This window comes from Sulfitobacter sp. R18_1 (assembly GCF_017743915.1).
GTDB lineage: Bacteria > Pseudomonadota > Alphaproteobacteria > Rhodobacterales > Rhodobacteraceae > Sulfitobacter > Sulfitobacter faviae.
In genome coordinates, this window is the sequence record NZ_JAGHRG010000001.1 from 690,230 (window position 1) to 707,976 (window position 17,747).

Consider the following 17,747-nt stretch of genomic DNA (forward strand, 5'->3'; position numbering starts at 1 on the left):
CTCTTTTTATTTTGAAACCCAAATCCAAGGAGAGGAAAGATGGCCGAGAATACCGGTATCGAATGGGCTATGCACACCTTCAATCCATGGATTGGGTGTACCCGAGTAAGTGCTGCCTGTGATTTCTGTTATGCAGAAGTCTGGGACAATAGGTTTGGCGGAGACAGATGGGGGCCAAAATCCCCCAGAAAGAGAACCAAGACCTGGGGCAAGCCTTTAAAGTGGCAAAAGGAAGCTAAGGCATCTGGTATCAGACCCAGAGTGTTTTGTGCGAGCCTTGCGGATGTTTTTGATAACCACAAATCCATCGAAGACAGCTGGAGGAAAGAGCTTTGGAAGCTCATCAAGGACACGCCTGATCTCGATTGGCTGTTGCTGACCAAGAGACCTCAAAACATCGTCAGGTATCTCCCTGATGACTGGGGTGATGGTTATCCGAATGTCTGGCTAGGGGTCTCTACTGAGAACAGAGAAGAGATGCTCAGGAGAGGTAAGGTGTTGGCTGCCATACCGGCGGCCGTGACCTTCTGGAGTGCTGAGCCCTTGATCGAGGACTTGGGCGCCATTCCTGCGGATATCATGCCTTCATGGGTGATTGCCGGTGGGGAGAGTGGCCCCAACTACAGGCCTTCTGCGGTTGGCTGGTTCAGGTCGATCAGAGACCAGTGTGCAGCATCCGGGACACCCTTCTTGTTTAAGCAGTGGGGTGGCAAGTCCCAGCCCGAGATCAAGAAGCTGGGTAGAGAGCTTGATGGTGTAATCCACGACGGCTACCCGGCACCTCGGGTGATCGCATAAAAATATGATGGGCGGGCAATCTCTAAGAGAGCGTCTGCCCATCATTCCCTATAACCGGCGCCAGGAGAGTAGCCATGAAGGATTTCAAGCTCCTGTCTCGGGAGGATTTCAAAAAAGAAGTGTTTGCACGCGATGGGCACAAGTGTGTTCTCTGCCGTGAACCTGCTGTGGACGCTCATCATATTTTGGATCGCAAGCTCTTTGCGAATGGTGGCTATTTCCTCGAGAATGGTTCCTCTCTTTGTTCTGATTGTCACCTTGAAGCGGAAAAGACGACCGCCACTGTGGAAGAAATCAGAGATGCGTGCGGTATTAAGGCCCATGCCCTGCCAGATGGTTTTGATCCATCGAAAACATATGACAAATGGGGAAATGAGATTTCTCCCAATGGCAGCCGAATTCCCGGACCTCTATTCTGGGATGACGGGGCCCGAAAGATTTTGACCCGTGCTGGCATTTTGTACAGTGGGGTCTTTGAGGGTTTGCCCTCAACCTAATACCCGCCTAGCTCAGTTGGATAGAGCGCCTCGCTACGAACGAGGAGGTCGGGGGTTCGAATCCCTCGGTGGGTGCCAATACAGATAATCTGGAAGAATTCTTAGGTGTCTTCCAGATTATCTTTAATAGAATTGATTTATATGCTTGACCATTGTTCTTTTATGATGGTATATACATGACATGCTCTGTACTGAGCGGACCACATGCATTGACATACTTCTAAAATTTTTTATGGCAAATATAACGTCATGCGCCCGTCCGTTCTGTCCAGAGCATGTGCCTTTGTGATGAGACACATCCTTAGCTCATACTTCTATGCAATTTTTAGGTCGCAGGTTCGACTCCTGCCGTCTGATTAATTTCAGGCGTAGCTCAGCGGTAGAGCAAAAAACAAAATGAGCCGGGCTCTTCTCATCTCATGGGCACATGCTCTGGACAGAACAATTAGATTGGAAAGAACATGAATATCGACGCTATCATCATCTCCCTGTTTGGAGCTGTTCGCATTGAGAATGATATTCCAGAGCGCGAGTCCGAAGCGTCCGTTCTCGATCTCATCGCGTTGGCGAGCGAAGCTGGTTATGCTTTTGATGCTTCCGTCATGCGTCGTATTGCAAAGCTAACCCCAGGCCAGCGTGGTATGCTCTTTCATCGCCTAGGCTGCGGCTTTGAAGATGCGGTTTCCGGATTTGCGAAGCATACGTCTCCTCTGTATCGGGCTTTCCCGAACCACAAGGAAATCCCGATTGATCAACGTCTGGCGTACTTTTTCCTGCACCTTGTAGGGATCGAAGTTCAGCACGACCCTGCCCTCTATGGCGCTCATCCGGTCACAGGTTTCCAGGACTCCCTTTTTGGGGCCTCCGAGAAGATGGACGATGAGTTTTCGGTTCCTCTTGAGGTAAGCGAGCGCACGTTCCGTTTCCTGCGCCTCGCAGATGATGCGTTCATGAATGATAAACTGTGCGCGATGATGGAAAACCTGACTCCGTTCAGCGAGGATGAGCAGTCATTTGTCAAGTTTGCTGTTGCCCAAGACGGTTTCGATGCGGCTAGCCTTTCTGGGGTCAAGTTCCGTGAGAAGCTGCCGATGATCTATGATATGGTTGATCGGGAGACTTACGCAAAAGCCTGCAACTCGGTGACCGATGTGATGCGTCTGGCGGCTCATCTGTCTGGGCCTCGCGTGGTACATGGTACTACTCGTTGGGCAGCTTCTTATCAGGTTGATGCCGATCTCTCTCTGAAGTCGGCGCCTAAGTTCAATCTCAAGAAGTCGCAGGCGAAGGGTCTGCTGGCAATCTTGGAGGCCATTCTAGAGCGTGGCACAACCGATTATCAGACTGACCTCATGCGTCATGAAGAGCCTTGGAAGCGATTTGCTTCGCATGTTCGCGTTCGTGGCTTTGAAAAGCGGTTCCCGCAGGCAGTTGCTGCGCTGAATGATCTTCGTTCTGGCAAGCTGCGCTCTTGGGAGGCCAAATACGCGTCCGCTGATCTCACTCAGAAGATTGCTTTGGCCGAGAACCGTCCTGGTGTGTTTATGCGCCGTATGACGGCCCTGGGACGCCTTGTGGAGGCTTCTGGTGATGATGCTGCCCGAAACATGCTTGCAGAGGCTGCTACGCGCTCCTTTGCGTCTGTGGACCCGTTGAAGCTTGTTCAGCTGCTCGTGCATCTGGAGCGGACTAACTTTACCAAGAAGCGCTATCATGCTCTTCCTTCTGGTGGGGTCATGACGTCCGAGGCTGCCCCTATTGATATGGGGTATATCGCGAAGCTCCTGCGGGAACATCTTGGTGAGCGACTCTCTGGTGTCGTAAGCGGTTCCAACAATGATGAGCTTGCGAACATTTTCATTCCGACCTCTAATCGGGGTGCGTCTTCTTCTAATGTTCGGACATCCAAGGGTGATCGGGTGAAGTTGAGCTTCAAAGATGAGGACGTGGTTCGCTTCTTCCTTCATTGGCATCACCGCTGCGATGTAGATATCTCTGCGTCGTTTTATGATGCAAATTTGAAGCGTGTTTCTGAGTGTACCTACTACAACCTCAGAAGCGCTGACTACGCTGCACATTCGGGAGACATCCTTGATGGATCGCAAGGCGCTGCGGAGTACATCGACATCTCTGTGGGCCCTGCTCGCAAAGCTGGTATCCGTTATGTTCTGATGACTGCAAACGTCTTCTCCGGGCTGACTTTCGACACGTTCGATTGTAGCGTCGGTGCGATGCTGCGGGATGGTCAGACAGGGCGTCACTTCGAAGTCTCCACTGTCGAGACCAAGTTGAACTTGAACAGCCAAACACGGCGGACCAACCCGGCTATCTTTGACCTGGAAACAGGGGAGATGATCTATGTCGATCTGCACGGTAAGTGGGGTCAGGGCGAAAACGTGTCCAGCGGCGCAGCTGATCTTGCTGATGTCATGGATTACTTCGTGAACTTCCATAAGTATCGCGCGACCTTCGCGGATATTATCCAGTTCACAGAGAATGCGTCTGACATGGCTCTCACGGCCGATGCAGTGAAAGAACGTCAGGATGAGATCTTGAGGGATCTTGCCGCAGCATAAGAATACTCAGGGCGCTACGGTGTCCTGTATGCCCAAGTGATGAAATGGTAGACGTGGGGAACTTAAACTTCCCTGTCCTTTAGTGACGTGCCGGTTCGAGTCCGGCCTTGGGCACCAATTACAATTGTGATGAAAAGGGCGCCTATATCTCAAGGCGCCCTTTTCATCTTTAGATGATTTTGGCAGAGTTTTCTGAACTTAAATCAAAGTCGTTATCCATGAGCATTTCATGGGTGGCCTTGAACAGTTTGCTGGAATAGATGTAAATATAGATCGCAAAGCCGATCATTGGGATCCCGATGAATGCGCCAACAATGGTCAGTGAGAGCAAGGCTCCAATAATGATCAGTGCGAGTGGGTAGCGGGTTTGAAACTTTTTCATCCGAACTTCATTCTGAATTGTTTGCACATCGCCATTCTTGAACCCTAAAAGATTTGCGCCCGTGCTATTCTTGATAAAGGCAAAGGTGCCTTCCCAGCCAGGATGGAGGTGGCGCGACATTTGACTGTCAGCTTGCACGTTGAGAACGGTGATCTCTTTTCCGGTCCCTTCTTCTTTGAATACAACGGTGCTGTATTTCCACATCCTATGGGGATTGTTGCCCTTACGCTTTGTGTCGCTGACGGCTTCTCCGACGTAGGTGATTTTGCCTTTTACTGTAATTTTTTGCACGGATGAAAGTCTCTCTTTGCTAAAAGTGTTGAATACATTTAATCATTGCAATTTGGAGTTGTCCATGCCCTATTTGCAGTTGTCATGAAAATTTGCTATTTTGTATGCGTTAACCTGAATGAAATGCATTCAGGTTATTGTGTACTCACCGTTGGGGTGTAGCCAAGCTGGTAAGGCAACTGTTTTTGGTACAGTGTACCGGAGGTTCGAATCCTTCCACCCCAGCCATAATTCCGAATACTGTGATCTTGACGTTGTTGGCTTGTTTGAGCTTGCAAGCTCAAGTTCTCATGAAGCGGCCGCCGACCCCGCGTGAACCGGTCGGCACGATTTCATAAGCTTCCGATTTCCCGGCGGTGCCGAACAAGAAGAGATAGCATCCTTCTGCCTGAGATTACGCCCACCTTCTTCAGTTCAACCAGGGTATCCTCGATTTCGTCAAGCTCCACGCTGTCACCGGACAGTTCGGTTATCTTATCGGCGAAGATGCGACCGTAGGTGATTTCTGGCAAGATGAGTTTGGTTTGCCTGATGTACCTAGAAACCACCTCTGAGACCGTAGGGCTTGCCTTTAAATGAGCTTTGTTCAGGGCGTCACACATGATGAGTTATCTTTATTACCAACTACAGGAAACACGAGGCTTCGTACTTCAAGTAGGATCTCTTCCTTTAGCTGGCGTTCATCTTCGGTTGCAGGCTTCCAATTTGTGCTGATGTAGCCAGACACCGCATCGAGGGTCGACAGCGCTTCGTCTCTGGCACGGTATCTAGGGGTGAGATCGTAAGCCTTAGTAATCCTTTCGTGCAGACCGATCATCTCAAAGGCTTCTTCAGGAGATGTTGGACGGCATGCAGAAAGGGCTTCCTCCTGCACCCTTCTGAGGGCGTCTCTTACCCTCGGAGGTGCGACTGAGGATGGCTCACGTTTAATTTCCGGACTAACCCCAAGCGCTTCCCTCACATCCTCCAGAAGTTCCTCTATCTTTGGAGATAGCATCCATTTTTCAGCGGCTAGAACGATTTCTGGGTCATTTGACCAATCTTGGGGCTCGTCGGATAGAGTGTAAATCCGTTCACTGTCATGGCTTATGAGTGGTCCCTCGCCAGTAGGAGTGAGAAGCCTTCCGAATTGGTTGGCCGTAACATCTATGTTGTAGCCAGTCTTGTCGTGGTTCAGCCAGACATGAGGAGCACTTATGATGTCTTCATCTCTTATACCATCGCCATCCACATCTGTGATGTCTAGCGGGATGTCATCGTCCTCGTCGAAGGGAAGTTGACCAAACTCAAGGCTCCAGCCCGACTGTCCAAGGATCTCTAGAAGGAAGAGAGTGAAGGCGGAAGACTCGCGGCACAGATGGGTTGAGGGGATGTCAGGCACCTCTTCGCCGGTGATTTTACGATGTTCGATCCAATGGTCGACCCAGTGATCAACAAGGAATTCATGAACGTAGAAGGCGAAGATTTCAAGCTGGTGAGGGTCAGTCATCATTCTTAATTCCAGTCGGTACATGTGACATGTCGAACTGGATCGCTATTTTCAAATACTTTCGCGCGGTAGCTCAGCGGTAGAGCACCTGGTCGACATCCAGGGGGTCCGTGGTTCAATCCCACGTCGCGTGACCAATAAAACGGAAGGATGGCAGAGTGGTCTAATGCTCCGTCTTCGAAAGGCGGCGATCCTTTAGGGGTCCGAGGGTTCGAATCCTTCTCCTTCCGCCATTATCAGTCAAACCCCATATAATTTAATCACAATTAATCAGCCACGTGGTAAGGTGCGAGTTAAGAATAAGGGGTTACGATATATGACTACTACTGAAGATACATCTTGCAAGCTGTGCAATACACCTGACTCCGGTTTCGTCTATCACTACGATGACCACATGGCGGGTGGGTACGGCTCAACGCGCTACGATATGCGCAGGCTGGTGTGGCTCAAGGATGCTCCAGAAGAGCTTGATTACGACGACGGTGTTTGTGATCTCTGTGTCGATAGAATGGTCAGGGATGACCTTCTGGAGGAAATAAAGAATTCTGGTCTATCGCAGAAGGCATTCAAAAACATCTTCCTGATGGGTGCCAGAAATATGTATGCCCAATACGCCTTGGAAAGGAAGGTTCCCCAGGAAGCATTGGATCTGGATGAGAATGGGGTAGCAGCCATCGAAAGGTTGAGGAGATCTATTTTCCCTGATCCAAGTACCCATCCTCAAGGTGCCCTGAGACTGGATGAAAACTACGGTACTAGCGCCTATAATACAGGGAAATCTCACGCTGTTGCGGCCGTAATGCTAGGGTATGCCTGCGGAGAGAGCCCAGACTTCAGTGCTGCTGCGGCAGCCTATGCTGAAAACATGGTCGAGCATGTTCAGTTCATTGAGAGATTGCTCGGAGAGTTGAACGACGCCGTGGAATTGGACAAGGACGACTAAGTCGACATGTGATAAATACAAAAGGCCCCTGTGCAAAACACAGGGGCCTTTTTGCGTTTTAGATGTCTTGTTCGTGCCTTTCGGGCTCTCTTAGCAACTCTTTGAGGCGTGCCACTTCCCTAAGAGCGGTATCGCGCTCTTCTGCGATCCGTGCATTGGCCAAGAGATCTGCGAGAAACTTTACTGCTACCGCACCTTGCGCAGCGATGATGTTGTCCGATCTTGCCATTTGTTTTGAGATGCGATCAGAGTGAAATTGCTTCACCTCGATATGCACGCCCTCTTCGCTGAGATGGAAGTCCAACGCCTTGTTGACTTCGCTTCCAGGTTTACCATCTTCCGTGAATGCAAAATCGCCTGCGATTAGGCCATCGCGTAGCATCTTCTCCATAGGGTCATCTTTGCGCGGTTTCATCTTAGTAATCCGGTATTAAGTATTTAGAAACCATACCGAACTGCTTTATCCATTGCAATAACATGAATAGATATAATTAATTGTGGTTTACCTCATCCGTTCACATCAAGAGAGATTGCTTGCCATGCTTCTTCGTCTGGGAAGTATCTTATCTTCCCTTCGAAGCGTCCTCTTATCATTGCACCGAAGCCATTTTGTGCATCAAAGGTGCCTACAACTTGGTATAGGCAATCTCCTAGGTGCTTGGTGCCCTGCCCTTGCCGTGTGGGGAAATCCGCTGTGGAAGGGGCTTTCAGGCGCTCTTTAACGTATCCTTGCATCATGACATAGGCGTACCCTTCCTTGCCTGAGGTGCAGGCTTGCTGGCGCTCCTTTTGGGCCTTGGCATAGCCTTCTTCTCTGCGCGCTGCGGTGACCGCTGCATATTCTTCCGGATCCAGTTTCGAAAGCTCTGTAAGCCAACGTGTATCGTCATGAGACTTCAGCAGCTCAAGATAGGCAACCTGATCGGTATCCCTCAGAACAGCGAGCTGACTTTCTGTTTCTTGGTTCATTAAGCCGCCTGCCACCAACGTAAATGACCCGGTTATCAGAAATGCCATGAAGGCTTTCCCTCTGTGTTTAAAACGAGGAAGGCCTATGCCAGTCAACATAGTGAAGGTTGCCACAACACAGAGAACGAGGCCAACTACACCAGCAGTAGTGTGGTCTATTTCGATTAGAATAGCGAAGCCGACCACTAAAGCGATTAGTTCAAATAGCCCAAGAAAGGCGCTTGTTGTTTTGCTCATAACGTAATGTCTCCCATAATGCGCCGATGAGAGCATTCGTTAAGGTGGGAGAGCAAGGAGGCAGTAGTCTAAATGAGCCGAATATTTTCTTTCTGTGTTCAGTATTCAACGGTTATGAGGACGCTATCTCGATATGTCCCAGAAATAGCTTCCTGACCCGAATGGATTCGACCATGGACTTCAAGACGCTGGGAAGAACCTGCTCCCACGGCTTGAAAGGAGTTGAACGCCTCATCACCCCAGGGCTGAGTTCTGCTGTGATCCATATAGAGACCATATCTGAGTAGATTGCTGCCGTTTGACATGGCGCGAAATTCAGGATTACTCACACCGGGGCTAGTTCCAGGTCCAAGCCTTACATTGAATGGAGTATCATGGGTGCATCTCACCACAATATCCGTGGAAGCATCAATGGGATCGTTGATGGTGCCTGGAACGCGGCCGAAGCCTAGGGAGGCCCCATCAACCTCACAGCTGGATGTCAGATGCGCTGATGCGGAAAGCCCTGAGATTTTTGCGGTACTGTCAGTCGGCATGCCGCAGCTTTCGACTCCGATGTCCACGTAAGAGTGACCGGTTGGATAAGGAGCCTTATAGGTTCCTGTGCGGTGTGCGCCCGCCGTGGCTAGGATCTCGGCATATGCTGTAATGGAAGCATCAACTTTTCCGTTGTAAACCGGTAGGCGCTTGAAGATCCCATTCTCCCACAAAGGGTAGCCGCCTCCGTGGCCTCCATCTCGGATCACATATGTGATCCGATTGCTGGCATTCCTCTTAAGGTAACGAGTGCCGCCACCACGTTCGTTGCCGTGCCCGGATCCCAAGTGAATGCATACGCCTAGCGTGGGAGTTTCAATCCGACGGCATTCGATCTCAATGTTTGTAGATGTACGGTTGCTGACCCCGTCCCGGATCGCCACATCTCCGAAATTGATTGCAGAAGCCCGGGCCTTGCAATGTTCTTTTGGCTTGGCTTGGGCATCGCCAGAGATCGAACCAAGGCCGAGGGTAAAGATTATGGCCAGAAAATATGAAGTCAGTCGCATGTGATGTGATCAATCTGTTGTTGGATGTCATCTGTTGGTGAAAAAGAAAATCTGCCGGAGCATTCAAACTCGGTGCCGACCAGGGAAAAGGTGTTGTTAGCTGCAAGACCCGTCATCCAGGCCATGCCGTCATAACCAACCGTTACCGGCTCCAAGCCATTAACGCTGATCTCGGATCCAATCGGGGCGGGGGTACCATCCTTAAGGTGGATGACACCCAGTGCTTCACCTGTGGAGGCAGAAGTACCTGAAGTCCGCATATCAACCAGAACGCCTGCTCCGCGCGCTGGGATGACAGTGGCAGCCGTCACACCCAGAGCATAGGTTTCAGGCAGGCTGCTGGGATCGATAGAGACTTGGTTCTCACGATATGAGTTTAGGCCGGTGACGACCGCCCTACCCGTCCAGCCCGTGTGAGCGATCTCGACGTGCTGAAGTTCGACTGGAATGTTAGGTTCGCCAGCATCCACAATAGCAAAGGCATCATCAATCTGCGGGGCAAGAGCGAACTTACCACCAGCGAATACAATGGCGCCCTGGGCACGTGCTTCCATGGAAGATTGCTCATCCTCATGGCGAATGCTTCCAGATAGCTTCCCATAGCGGTGCTTGAACTGAGCACTACCGACGAGTTCAAGGGCAGACTTTCGCTTGGTAATATGGGCCTCATAGCCGACGCCATCGGTTCCAGGCTCTAGAGCCTTGGAAAGGGAAACCTCGGAGGAAGTTCCGCTATGGCCGGTAGACACATTAGATCTGATGTGGTGGTTTGCTCCAAGTTGCATTTGAAACAGAGCGCCTACCCGGGCAGTATCTCTGACGAACTCATAGCTTCCGCTGACATTAATAGAGGCACGTTCATCAAAGATGTCGAAGCCAATTCCGGCAGAGGCAATCTGATCCTTCCGCGATCCTCGCTTTGAGTTCACGAAGCTCATGTTTAGACGTCGTTCTGATTTTGGGAGCGGGATACCTACACTAAAGACGTCTTGTTGACTGGGGAAAGCCATCTGATCGGTGGCGGGCATGCCGCCCAGTGCCTGCATGCCATTGATCATCGCGAGATCCGCATAGCCATTGTCAGAGCGCAAAGAGCTGGCCTCGAAGTCGATCCCCTTAAAGCGAGCATCCACGGCTGCATAAAGAAGGCGGCCAGTCTCTTCTTTGTGTTCGCTATAGCCAGAAGCCAGCGTAAATTCAGCCCACTTACCAATAGTGGATGAGATCCCTCCGCTGACGTTGATCAGGTCAGATGCGCTTTCAAAATGCCCGTGCAGAGTGATCCGGTCGCTCCAGCCATAGCGAAGGGATGCTGATGTCGACAGGCTGCTTCCATAGTGGCTAGAAGTGGTGCCAAACATGTGGCGAGCGACACCAGTCTCGATGGAATATTCCAGCTTCCCCTTTTTCATAAGGTTGTGGCCAGCAAAGAAGGGAACCTCACGAACGTTCGTATCGCCGCCCTCCTCTCGCAAAACAATGGTAGCCTCGCCTGAAGAGGCAGTTGTCGGTACATCTTCCACACGGAATGGCCCCTCATGAACCTCCCCGCTGTAGACGCGATTATTATCGATATAGACTTCAACCGTGCTTGCCAGATGGGCGGTCCCATCAAATGACAGCTGAGGCCCATCAATCAGATCAGAGCGAAGCCCGAAGTTACGTTTGACTTGGATCCCACCCATGCGAACAGATCGTCCCCATGCCGGTGCAGAGCTCTTGATGTCTCCAGCGAGATAAGAGACGCCGCGCTTCATGTCATCGTGTTCAATTCTAGTTTCCAAACGCATGAACTCGGCGTTGCCATCAGCATCGATATCAAAGGTGCCTGAGCTTCTCAGAGAGCCTGCTGGAGTAAATACCCATCCATCAAGGCCTGCTGTGTAGGCATCAATGGTCTCGCCATTGCGTGTGTGGCGTTTCGCGCTCAGATCATAATTTAGGACGGCTCCGTAGCCGGTATCGGGCTCTTCCAGCGGTTCTTCTTTGCGGGCAGACAGGACCGTAGGATGCAACGCAGAGTGCGGCGCATAGAAAGTGATCGATTGGGCGAATTCATCGTGTTCGACGCGGATATCATCAAGGTTTTCGAGGTTGATCGACGTGGGCCCCAACATCGACAGCTTGATTCCTGCCTTTTGCAGTTCGCTTCGGGCACCGAAAATTTCGCCGGTCTCCATGTCTTGTTCAAACTCTCGGATCACCTCAGTGTCACGGCCGTTGATGAAGACCTGCAAGAATACTGGGAAGCGATCTGGCATAGCCATATCATCATCGTCCGCCCAAGCGCCGCTCGCAGGGAGCACAGCGCCGGTGCAGGCCAAGCCAATACCAAAAATATGATGAAGGGGGAGATGCATGGGGTGACGGGGCGCCTCTCAACGCCCCCTTCTAAGCCTACGGATTAAAGCACAATGGGATCGAGTGACGCAGGCGCAAAGCCAACTTTTGGGATCCCTTAGGAGGATCAGTCGGAATGCGATCCACCAAGACCCGGTAACATTCACGCTTGCGCAGTGGCTTCTTCGAAACTCGAACGGCGCGAACAGTAAGTTCCTGGCGTGGCTTCAACTTGGACATCGGTGGAGACACCACGACGTCGCGTGTGGGCTTCAGGACGTTGGCAGGCTTGTTTTCATCCCATGCCATCACTCGGACTTGCACGACACTGCTCTTTGCACCCTCAGCCTTGATCGTCAGGGTGGTATGCTGACCGGTGGGTTCGAGTTTGGTTGGCGCAACAGAAATTGAAGCAGCCGAAGACAGCGAAGGCATCAGAGCGCTGATCAGAGCGATTGCGGCGAACGTTTTACGGGTCATCTGTGCTCCTCTTAGTACGTCAGCGTCACAAGGACGGTGTCTGCATAGGAACCAGCGGTGTAGTTACCCTCGGGCACCTGACCGTAGACAGCGATGTTCTGAGGCTGAGCTGTGCGGATCGGGCCGGTATAGATCGAGCCGTCGATACCCACTGTCTCGTTATGAGCGGCATCGGAGTGCAGCATATAGGGAACCGTTTCTCCACCCGAGGAGACCATTTGACGAAGACTGCCGTCAGCGCTTTGTCCGCCATCTAGGGTAACTGTGACATTCGGCTTCTCTGCGGTACAGATGACTTCAATGTTACCAGCAGTGGTCTCATCACCAGAACCGCTTGCACTCAGCTGGCCGAAAGCGACGGAGGTGGCAGAAACTGTGCAGTTATCTTCAACCGTGGCCGAAACGCCAAGGTTTGTCGTCCGGAATTCAGCATGGGCGGTGGATGCCAGAAATGCAGTGACGAGGGCAGCTGCCCCAATTCTTAGAGTATTGTTTTTCATATATTTACCTTGTTTGTAGGCAAGACTATTCTTGCGTGGTGCCACTTTATACAAACATGATTAAGGCAAGACAAAGACTTTGGTAAGTTTAAAAATTGGAATTTGCAATTTATATATGGATATTTATAACTTATCAAGTTAAGGTAACGCAACTCAAGCCAAGGATAGCACTGTGTCAGAGCGTATCGTCATCGAATATTCAACATTTGGGCCTGGCAACACCTATCAGTATACAGTGGCTGCTACGGTGTCTTCCTCGGAAGCCTTCCTTGAGGCGCTGGGAGCCGCTGCCCAGGAATCTTACGATCAAGGGCATACCCGACATCCTGTCGATCTGGATGTGGATGGCATCCTCTTGCAGTCCTTCCCTGTGAAGGAATACCTTGAGGATAAGTATGCGTGTGAGGTCTTGAGCACCGACGAGTGGTTTGAGCAAAAAGAGATGGAGAATTCATCTCAGGAACGCCTAGAACGCCTAGACCGTCTGGCGGGTGTGGTCGGAACCTCTCCTCTTTAACCTTGTTTGCACCGAAAACAGGTATGATTTCTATAATATTTTTTGCAAAGGATAACTGAAATGGAACTCAAAGAAGCAGCGGCTCTCTTGAATGGTGGCGAATACCGCCGTGATGAATTCAAGAGAGAAATCACTAACCAGTTGAAGGAAGCCGGTATCGTTGCCGTAACGGGTGAAAGTGATGATATTGTATCGCTATACGGCGCCATCAGGGATGAGTGTGGCTTCGAGGTCATGTTCTTTGATGGTGAGCTTTTGCAGAACGCCTGTGATGATGATCGCTGCCCGTATTTCGAAAAGCTTACCAAGAAAGCCAAGATCATCAAGGCAAGCTTTGATGAAGGGGAAAACGATGACCCGACGTGGCAGTTTACCGTTCCTGTAGATCACGAGACCTTCGACCTCATGGAAGATGGCAAGGTGTTCTCTCGAGGCGCTGTTTTCTATCTGAAGGATATGTAGGATGACGCCGAACTCGATCAGGTTGCAGGTCTATACCGATATGGCTCTAAAGGCTAAGGGGTCTCAAGAAATGTCCGAGGTTATCCAGGCAGCGATGACTAACGGCATGGAGCAAGGTTTTGCGCAAAAAGAGCGTGAGGTTGAGCAAGCAATGCGAGTTTTAGGATTGCGCGATGGGGCCTTCTCAGACGGAACCGAGAATTAGATCGGTCAGTTAACGCGAACCACCTGTATGCCTTACTGCGGTATCAAACAGGTGGTTCGGCAGATCCACATCTACCTTTAAGGCTCCAAGAACGACTGTCGTCGAGCCCCCATTTCCGTTATTAATAACCCATTGGCGTAGCTCTACAGGCTCACCGGTGAATTTCATCTGGATGTTACCATATTCGGGTTGCTCAGGATCCTGTGCTGTCACAGTCGTGGCGGTGCCGTTATAGCTATGATCAGTTACCATCTTGGCGCGGCCCAGATCTACGTGATCTGCAAGGATCACCGAGAGAGGTGTGCGCGATAGAGGAAAGGTCTGAGCCGGTTGATTGGATTTCGTGTCATAGATCATAACCGTGTTCGCGCCTGCTACTACTAGGCCGGTGTCCGGTTCATTGTATTCGAAGCGAACTTTCCCAGGGCGCTTGATGTAAATCGTGCCTGAGCTGATGGAGCCGTCATCGTTGATCTGGGTGAAGTCCCCTTTAGCAGTCCGCAGTTCATTCAGGTAGCCAGAGATGTCGCTCAAGGGTAGCTTCTGCTCTGAGGATGCCGCGATAGAAGCCGTGCTGGCGAAGCTGAATGCCAATATCGAGAATAGAATTTTGCGCATACGTATATGTCCTTTGTTTCTTATTGGTTTTTCTGAAGCGTCCGATGAGATCGGTCGAAAAGTTCGAAGTCATGGCCGTTCTGAATGCTGTCTAGCTGATCCTCAGTGAGGCTATTGGATACAGGCTGTTCGTTTTTATGCATGATGGAATCCGTTTTATGCTTGTGTGATGTTATATGTTGAATTCTATATCTGCAATCGTAAAGCTGACTGAATTTCTCTAAGCCGAGCCAAATTTGGACGGTCTACAGCAATGACATCTTTATATGTAAAAACTGTAGACCTTATTTCATTGACCCAAGGGTTGCACAGCTCTACAGTTTGTACATATAGGTATGTATAAACTGTAGAGCTGATCTGTTATGGACTTTAAGACGTCAATTGCCCGCCTCAGTAAGATGGACAAGGAGCTAGGCAAGCACGTCTATTCGCTGGCCGATCTCCGGATGCTATTTCCTGAAGATAATCAGCGGACCCTGAACGATACCTGTAGAAGGCTGATCGAAGGAGGGGCCCTAGAGAGGGCAGCGAATGGGGTCTTCGTGTTTACCTATGCCACATCGCTGAATACCGACCTCCTAGAGCGTATCGCGAATACCATCCGTCGAGGAGAGTATAACTATCTCAGTCTCGAGTCCGTGCTCTCCAGTCATGGTGTTATCTCTCAGATTACGCAGGGCTACATCACGATGATGACCACCGGTCGCGAAGGTCTATTCACAACATCCTACGGAACTATCGAGTTTACTCACACTGCAAGGTCAGCGGCCGAGATCGTTGAGAGAACCATTTGGAGTAAAGAAAGGCCGTTCAGAACGGCGCCAGTCGAGATGGCTTATGAAGACCTTAAGAGAGTGAATAGAAACCTGCATCTGGTGTCCCTAGATGAACTAGAAGAGGTGACCCATGCGAAACCATGACGATTTCAGACAGCTTGTAGATCACGCCATCACACGAGATGATCTTGTTGGTATCCGTCCTGTCGTCGAGAAAGAGCTCTTACACTACGAGATCTTGAACACGCTTCATAAAAGTGGAGCGCTAAAGCACCTTGTCTTCCAGGGCGGAACCTCCCTGAGGCTGTGCTACGGCTCTCAGCGTTATAGTGAAGATCTGGATTTCGCAGGCGGACCTGATTTCGCGAACGCTCACATGTCTCATCTCAGGGATATGCTCGAGAAGAACGTTGCCAGCAGGTACGGTTTAGAGGTCACAGTAAAGGCGCCAAAGCAGGTTCGCGAAGAGCCTTCTAGAGATGGCGTCCAGGTCGATGCTTGGCAGGTTGCGATCCAGACTGCCCCTGATCGCAGAGATGTACCAAAGCAGAAGATCAAGATCGAGGTGGCCAACGTCACCCCCCACACCCGGGAAGTGCGTCCGATCAAAAATAACTGGGTAGAAGCAGCAAGTGGATTTGATGACCTCTTGATCGGTGTGGAAACCATGGAAGAGATCATGGCAGACAAGTTGGTGGCGTTGCCTGCTGTACAAAGCCATGTGAGGAACCGTGACATCTGGGATCTCACTTTCCTGGCTCAGCGTCGCAAGAAACCTGCCATCTCGATGGTGTCGGCAAAAGTAACAGAATACCGGGTTGATGAGTATGACGCTAAGCTGGCTGACATGATCGAGCGTCTGCCTGATATCGTTGAGGGTAATAACTTCAATCAGGAGATGCAGAGGTTCCTTCCCCCTGCCCTTGTGCGGTCCCGTCTGAATAATCCGGAGTTCCGGGAGTACATGAGAAAAACGGTTGGAGATCTTTTGGAAGAGGTCCGCCGGGGACTGGATCCTGATCACGTCGATATAAATGACGATCCATTCACTATCTGAAATCTTCGGCTATCAGCGATGGCCCTGAGTTATCGAAATGAAGTTATTTTGCCCCTGCTGCCGAAAGATCGCACGGTTGGTGGAGCCAGCTTGATGTACTATCGCCTGATTTTCGATGCCCGCCACGGATCCTTGTATGAGGTTTGACGTGCCCCACTGCGTCAAATCCGCAAGGTTGTCTTGCCCTAAGAGATCGACATCGATGCTGTGTCCGGCGACGAGCGGAGATTGCTGTGACAGGATCTGATTTAGATCACCTGTGTCAGTGATCTCGAGGATGTTTTCTTTGAGTAGTGGGTTGGCACTGGCCAGTTGAGCAGAAAGAAAGCTCAAAACGCATGACGAGATCACTGTTAGAAAGCGGATTCTAGGTCTTGAGATAGCTGTCATGACGGGTCTTCTGTGCGCTGTAAGGGTAAAAAAGCCAGGCCGAACGATGGCCTGGCTTAGTGCTTACACGAAGCGGAGACTTACTTCGGAAGCTTGTACTTTTTCTTGACTGTCAGATACTCGTCCAAGCCTTTGCGAACTTTCTCCATCAGCAGCTTTGCGTTCTCGTCTGTGGTTTTAGTCACAGCCATGACGACTTTCACGTTGGCCCCATCTGCGGCTGTACGTGCAGCAAACTGCGCCTCACCATAGCGATCTGTGAGGGTGGTCGTGCCGATCAGGGACTTGCCCTCGTCTTCTTCATCTACCTTAAATCCGGCGTCTTTCATGCCATGCTTGAGACCCCAGTAGACGTCATTCGCGGATGCGCTTGCTTGGACCCATGCCATTGTCTGTTCGGGCGTCACTGCGGAAACCTTGTTGGTTTCTTCTGGTGCCTTCTCAGGGGCCTTCTCCACTACTGGTGCGGTCTCTTCCTTTTGCCCAAAGAAGCTAGGAACGCTTGAGCAAGCAGACAGTGCGCCGACAGCACAGAAAGCGATAATAAGTTTTTTCATGAATATCTCCGAATTCTAAAAAGTTAACACGTCGACAATAACATAGTAAGATTAAATTAACGTTTACCTTGCCAAGGAAGCTTGAAAAATGCAGATTTATTCACCCTATTATCCATCTTCTCTTGGTTTATTTTTGTTTCGATACTGCGGTGGATCTTATTCGCAAGCCGACCGGCCATCTTCTTACTGAGGTCACCGTTTGCGCGTATGCGAAGGCCTACTGACAAGGCATCTGGTAGAATCTCATAGGTGAGATCAAAGTGTACCGGCCCACCGTATAGGTGTTCGACGGCCGCCTTGGCTGAGACTTCCCCTTTGGCGCCGTCATCCTTTTTATCAGTGATAATCAGGCCCGCGAGTTCAATGCCTTCGGCTACCACTTTGTGCCCTGTATCGCCTGCATACTCGAAGTGCCAATCGCCCTCAGCCATGAGATATGTGGATGCCGAAAGCTTTTTAGGTTTGTGATTATAGGTCACTTCTACTGAATCGGTTTCTTGAGATAAGCTATCGGTAATATGCTCGAATTCCTCAAACGAGATCTTGTCTGATCTTTGAAGTCCGCAAGCCGATACCGCGAGTATCAATGATGATGCAATGAGTAGTCTTTTACGCAT

At 50.6% G+C, this 17,747-nt stretch carries 22 protein-coding genes and 5 tRNA genes; 14 read left to right on the plus strand and 13 right to left on the minus strand.

The genetic code is table 11. The features are described from left to right. Positions 1 to 39 precede the first annotated feature (39 nt). The 5 genes from J7392_RS04255 to J7392_RS04275 all read left to right on the plus strand — a co-directional run bounded on the left by J7392_RS04255 (position 40) and on the right by J7392_RS04275 (position 3,988). The gene (locus tag J7392_RS04255; protein ID WP_209216326.1) at positions 40 to 798 is read left to right on the plus strand and encodes a phage Gp37/Gp68 family protein; all 759 of its coding nucleotides are present in this window, start codon (positions 40 to 42) and stop codon (positions 796 to 798) included. Positions 799 to 872: 74 nt separating this feature from the next. Beyond that, positions 873 to 1,295 carry an HNH endonuclease gene (locus J7392_RS04260; RefSeq protein ID WP_209216327.1) on the plus strand — a complete coding sequence of 141 codons (423 nt, stop codon included), beginning with the start codon at positions 873 to 875 and terminating at the stop codon, positions 1,293 to 1,295. A gap of 1 nt (position 1,296) precedes the next feature. Next, positions 1,297 to 1,373: transfer RNA gene (locus tag J7392_RS04265), tRNA-Arg, on the plus strand. Between the two features lie 383 nt (positions 1,374 to 1,756). Continuing rightward, entirely contained in the window at positions 1,757 to 3,871 is a 2,115-nt protein-coding gene (locus J7392_RS04270) for a TerD family protein (protein ID WP_209216328.1), read from the plus strand. A gap of 30 nt (positions 3,872 to 3,901) precedes the next feature. Beyond that, positions 3,902 to 3,988, plus strand: a tRNA-Leu gene (locus tag J7392_RS04275). A 52-nt stretch (positions 3,989 to 4,040) separates the two neighbouring features. On the opposite strand, the gene J7392_RS24430 is transcribed toward J7392_RS04275, so the two are convergent. After that, positions 4,041 to 4,544, minus strand: a complete 504-nt coding sequence (locus tag J7392_RS24430; RefSeq protein ID WP_209216329.1) for a DUF5362 family protein — start codon at positions 4,542 to 4,544, stop codon at positions 4,041 to 4,043. 152 nt (positions 4,545 to 4,696) lie between these two features. On the opposite strand from J7392_RS24430, the gene J7392_RS04285 reads away from it, so the two are divergent. Continuing rightward, positions 4,697 to 4,772, plus strand: a tRNA-Gln gene (locus tag J7392_RS04285). A gap of 104 nt (positions 4,773 to 4,876) precedes the next feature. Here the strand turns inward: J7392_RS04285 and J7392_RS04290 are convergent. After that, a complete protein-coding gene (locus tag J7392_RS04290) occupies positions 4,877 to 5,146 on the minus strand; it encodes a hypothetical protein (RefSeq protein ID WP_209216330.1) in 270 nt (89 codons plus the stop codon). After that, positions 5,131 to 6,036, minus strand: a complete 906-nt coding sequence (locus J7392_RS04295) for a hypothetical protein (RefSeq protein WP_209216331.1) — start codon at positions 6,034 to 6,036, stop codon at positions 5,131 to 5,133. Before J7392_RS04295 ends, J7392_RS04290 begins: the two co-directional genes overlap by 16 nt. Before the next feature lie 59 nt (positions 6,037 to 6,095). Between J7392_RS04295 and J7392_RS04300 the strand changes: the two genes are divergently transcribed. From J7392_RS04300 to J7392_RS04310, 3 genes are all read left to right on the plus strand, one after another. Beyond that, positions 6,096 to 6,170 (plus strand) — tRNA-Val (locus J7392_RS04300). Positions 6,171 to 6,177: 7 nt separating this feature from the next. Further along, positions 6,178 to 6,266 (plus strand) — tRNA-Ser (locus J7392_RS04305). A gap of 83 nt (positions 6,267 to 6,349) precedes the next feature. Next, positions 6,350 to 6,976, plus strand: coding sequence for a hypothetical protein (locus J7392_RS04310; protein ID WP_209216332.1), 627 nt, complete (start codon positions 6,350 to 6,352; stop codon positions 6,974 to 6,976). A 58-nt stretch (positions 6,977 to 7,034) separates the two neighbouring features. On the opposite strand, the gene J7392_RS04315 is transcribed toward J7392_RS04310, so the two are convergent. The 6 genes from J7392_RS04315 to J7392_RS04340 all read right to left on the minus strand — a co-directional run bounded on the left by J7392_RS04315 (position 7,035) and on the right by J7392_RS04340 (position 12,548). After that, on the minus strand, positions 7,035 to 7,391 hold the full coding sequence (locus J7392_RS04315) for a hypothetical protein (RefSeq protein WP_209216333.1): 357 nt from the start codon (positions 7,389 to 7,391) through the stop codon (positions 7,035 to 7,037). 92 nt (positions 7,392 to 7,483) lie between these two features. Continuing rightward, positions 7,484 to 8,182 (minus strand): hypothetical protein, encoded by a 699-nt coding sequence (locus J7392_RS04320; RefSeq protein ID WP_209216334.1) that lies wholly within the window; start codon positions 8,180 to 8,182, stop codon positions 7,484 to 7,486. A 98-nt stretch (positions 8,183 to 8,280) separates the two neighbouring features. Continuing rightward, positions 8,281 to 9,228, minus strand: a complete 948-nt coding sequence (locus J7392_RS04325) for a spore coat U domain-containing protein (protein WP_209216335.1) — start codon at positions 9,226 to 9,228, stop codon at positions 8,281 to 8,283. Continuing rightward, complete coding sequence (locus tag J7392_RS04330) at positions 9,219 to 11,489, minus strand: fimbria/pilus outer membrane usher protein (protein WP_209216336.1); 2,271 nt, start codon at positions 11,487 to 11,489, stop codon at positions 9,219 to 9,221. Before J7392_RS04330 ends, J7392_RS04325 begins: the two co-directional genes overlap by 10 nt. Positions 11,490 to 11,625: 136 nt before the next feature. Then, a complete protein-coding gene (locus J7392_RS04335; RefSeq protein ID WP_209216337.1) occupies positions 11,626 to 12,048 on the minus strand; it encodes a fimbria/pilus periplasmic chaperone in 423 nt (140 codons plus the stop codon). Positions 12,049 to 12,059: 11 nt separating this feature from the next. Further along, complete coding sequence (locus J7392_RS04340; RefSeq protein ID WP_209216338.1) at positions 12,060 to 12,548, minus strand: spore coat U domain-containing protein; 489 nt, start codon at positions 12,546 to 12,548, stop codon at positions 12,060 to 12,062. Positions 12,549 to 12,720: 172 nt separating this feature from the next. Between J7392_RS04340 and J7392_RS04345 the strand changes: the two genes are divergently transcribed. From J7392_RS04345 to J7392_RS04355, 3 genes are read left to right on the plus strand one after another with little or no spacing between them, the layout of a single operon-like run. Beyond that, positions 12,721 to 13,065, plus strand: coding sequence for a hypothetical protein (locus J7392_RS04345; RefSeq protein WP_209216339.1), 345 nt, complete (start codon positions 12,721 to 12,723; stop codon positions 13,063 to 13,065). A 60-nt stretch (positions 13,066 to 13,125) separates the two neighbouring features. Beyond that, a complete protein-coding gene (locus J7392_RS04350) occupies positions 13,126 to 13,527 on the plus strand; it encodes a hypothetical protein (RefSeq protein ID WP_209216340.1) in 402 nt (133 codons plus the stop codon). Position 13,528: 1 nt separating this feature from the next. Next, entirely contained in the window at positions 13,529 to 13,732 is a 204-nt protein-coding gene (locus tag J7392_RS04355; protein WP_209216341.1) for a hypothetical protein, read from the plus strand. Between the two features lie 9 nt (positions 13,733 to 13,741). Here J7392_RS04355 and J7392_RS04360 read toward each other — a convergent pair whose 3' ends face one another. Beyond that, on the minus strand, positions 13,742 to 14,350 hold the full coding sequence (locus tag J7392_RS04360; protein ID WP_209216342.1) for an outer membrane lipoprotein carrier protein LolA: 609 nt from the start codon (positions 14,348 to 14,350) through the stop codon (positions 13,742 to 13,744). 362 nt (positions 14,351 to 14,712) lie between these two features. Here J7392_RS04360 and J7392_RS04365 point away from each other — a divergent pair, with 362 nt between their 5' ends. Together J7392_RS04365 and J7392_RS04370 are read left to right on the plus strand one after the other, a co-directional pair. After that, positions 14,713 to 15,270 (plus strand): hypothetical protein, encoded by a 558-nt coding sequence (locus tag J7392_RS04365; protein ID WP_209216343.1) that lies wholly within the window; start codon positions 14,713 to 14,715, stop codon positions 15,268 to 15,270. Further along, positions 15,257 to 16,183: a nucleotidyl transferase AbiEii/AbiGii toxin family protein gene (locus tag J7392_RS04370; RefSeq protein WP_209216344.1), complete on the plus strand. Its 927-nt coding sequence runs from the start codon at positions 15,257 to 15,259 to the stop codon at positions 16,181 to 16,183. Before J7392_RS04365 ends, J7392_RS04370 begins: the two co-directional genes overlap by 14 nt. Positions 16,184 to 16,195: 12 nt before the next feature. Here the strand turns inward: J7392_RS04370 and J7392_RS04375 are convergent, their stop codons facing one another. The 3 genes from J7392_RS04375 to J7392_RS04385 all read right to left on the minus strand — a co-directional run bounded on the left by J7392_RS04375 (position 16,196) and on the right by J7392_RS04385 (position 17,747). Next, on the minus strand, positions 16,196 to 16,573 hold the full coding sequence (locus J7392_RS04375) for a curlin repeat-containing protein (protein ID WP_209216345.1): 378 nt from the start codon (positions 16,571 to 16,573) through the stop codon (positions 16,196 to 16,198). A gap of 80 nt (positions 16,574 to 16,653) precedes the next feature. Continuing rightward, positions 16,654 to 17,130, minus strand: a complete 477-nt coding sequence (locus J7392_RS04380) for a hypothetical protein (RefSeq protein ID WP_209216346.1) — start codon at positions 17,128 to 17,130, stop codon at positions 16,654 to 16,656. Positions 17,131 to 17,186: 56 nt separating this feature from the next. Further along, positions 17,187 to 17,747 (minus strand): hypothetical protein, encoded by a 561-nt coding sequence (locus J7392_RS04385; protein WP_209216347.1) that lies wholly within the window; start codon positions 17,745 to 17,747, stop codon positions 17,187 to 17,189.

What these genes read in the sequence shown, in the direction of transcription:
- J7392_RS04255 (WP_209216326.1), top strand. Translation starts at nt 40, where the DNA reads ATGGCCGAGAATACCGGTATCGAATGGGCTATGCACACCTTCAATCCA.
- J7392_RS04260 (WP_209216327.1), top strand. Translation starts at nt 873, where the DNA reads ATGAAGGATTTCAAGCTCCTGTCTCGGGAGGATTTCAAAAAAGAAGTG.
- J7392_RS04270 (WP_209216328.1), top strand. Translation starts at nt 1,757, where the DNA reads ATGAATATCGACGCTATCATCATCTCCCTGTTTGGAGCTGTTCGCATT.
- J7392_RS04290 (WP_209216330.1), bottom strand. Translation starts at nt 5,146, where the DNA reads ATGTGTGACGCCCTGAACAAAGCTCATTTAAAGGCAAGCCCTACGGTC.
- J7392_RS04295 (WP_209216331.1), bottom strand. Translation starts at nt 6,036, where the DNA reads ATGATGACTGACCCTCACCAGCTTGAAATCTTCGCCTTCTACGTTCAT.
- J7392_RS04310 (WP_209216332.1), top strand. Translation starts at nt 6,350, where the DNA reads ATGACTACTACTGAAGATACATCTTGCAAGCTGTGCAATACACCTGAC.
- J7392_RS04315 (WP_209216333.1), bottom strand. Translation starts at nt 7,391, where the DNA reads ATGAAACCGCGCAAAGATGACCCTATGGAGAAGATGCTACGCGATGGC.
- J7392_RS04320 (WP_209216334.1), bottom strand. Translation starts at nt 8,182, where the DNA reads ATGAGCAAAACAACAAGCGCCTTTCTTGGGCTATTTGAACTAATCGCT.
- J7392_RS04325 (WP_209216335.1), bottom strand. Translation starts at nt 9,228, where the DNA reads ATGCGACTGACTTCATATTTTCTGGCCATAATCTTTACCCTCGGCCTT.
- J7392_RS04330 (WP_209216336.1), bottom strand. Translation starts at nt 11,489, where the DNA reads ATGCCAGATCGCTTCCCAGTATTCTTGCAGGTCTTCATCAACGGCCGT.
- J7392_RS04335 (WP_209216337.1), bottom strand. Translation starts at nt 12,048, where the DNA reads ATGACCCGTAAAACGTTCGCCGCAATCGCTCTGATCAGCGCTCTGATG.
- J7392_RS04340 (WP_209216338.1), bottom strand. Translation starts at nt 12,548, where the DNA reads ATGAAAAACAATACTCTAAGAATTGGGGCAGCTGCCCTCGTCACTGCA.
- J7392_RS04350 (WP_209216340.1), top strand. Translation starts at nt 13,126, where the DNA reads ATGGAACTCAAAGAAGCAGCGGCTCTCTTGAATGGTGGCGAATACCGC.
- J7392_RS04355 (WP_209216341.1), top strand. Translation starts at nt 13,529, where the DNA reads ATGACGCCGAACTCGATCAGGTTGCAGGTCTATACCGATATGGCTCTA.
- J7392_RS04360 (WP_209216342.1), bottom strand. Translation starts at nt 14,350, where the DNA reads ATGCGCAAAATTCTATTCTCGATATTGGCATTCAGCTTCGCCAGCACG.
- J7392_RS04365 (WP_209216343.1), top strand. Translation starts at nt 14,713, where the DNA reads ATGGACTTTAAGACGTCAATTGCCCGCCTCAGTAAGATGGACAAGGAG.
- J7392_RS04370 (WP_209216344.1), top strand. Translation starts at nt 15,257, where the DNA reads ATGCGAAACCATGACGATTTCAGACAGCTTGTAGATCACGCCATCACA.
- J7392_RS04375 (WP_209216345.1), bottom strand. Translation starts at nt 16,573, where the DNA reads ATGACAGCTATCTCAAGACCTAGAATCCGCTTTCTAACAGTGATCTCG.
- J7392_RS04380 (WP_209216346.1), bottom strand. Translation starts at nt 17,130, where the DNA reads ATGAAAAAACTTATTATCGCTTTCTGTGCTGTCGGCGCACTGTCTGCT.
- J7392_RS04385 (WP_209216347.1), bottom strand. Translation starts at nt 17,747, where the DNA reads ATGCGTAAAAGACTACTCATTGCATCATCATTGATACTCGCGGTATCG.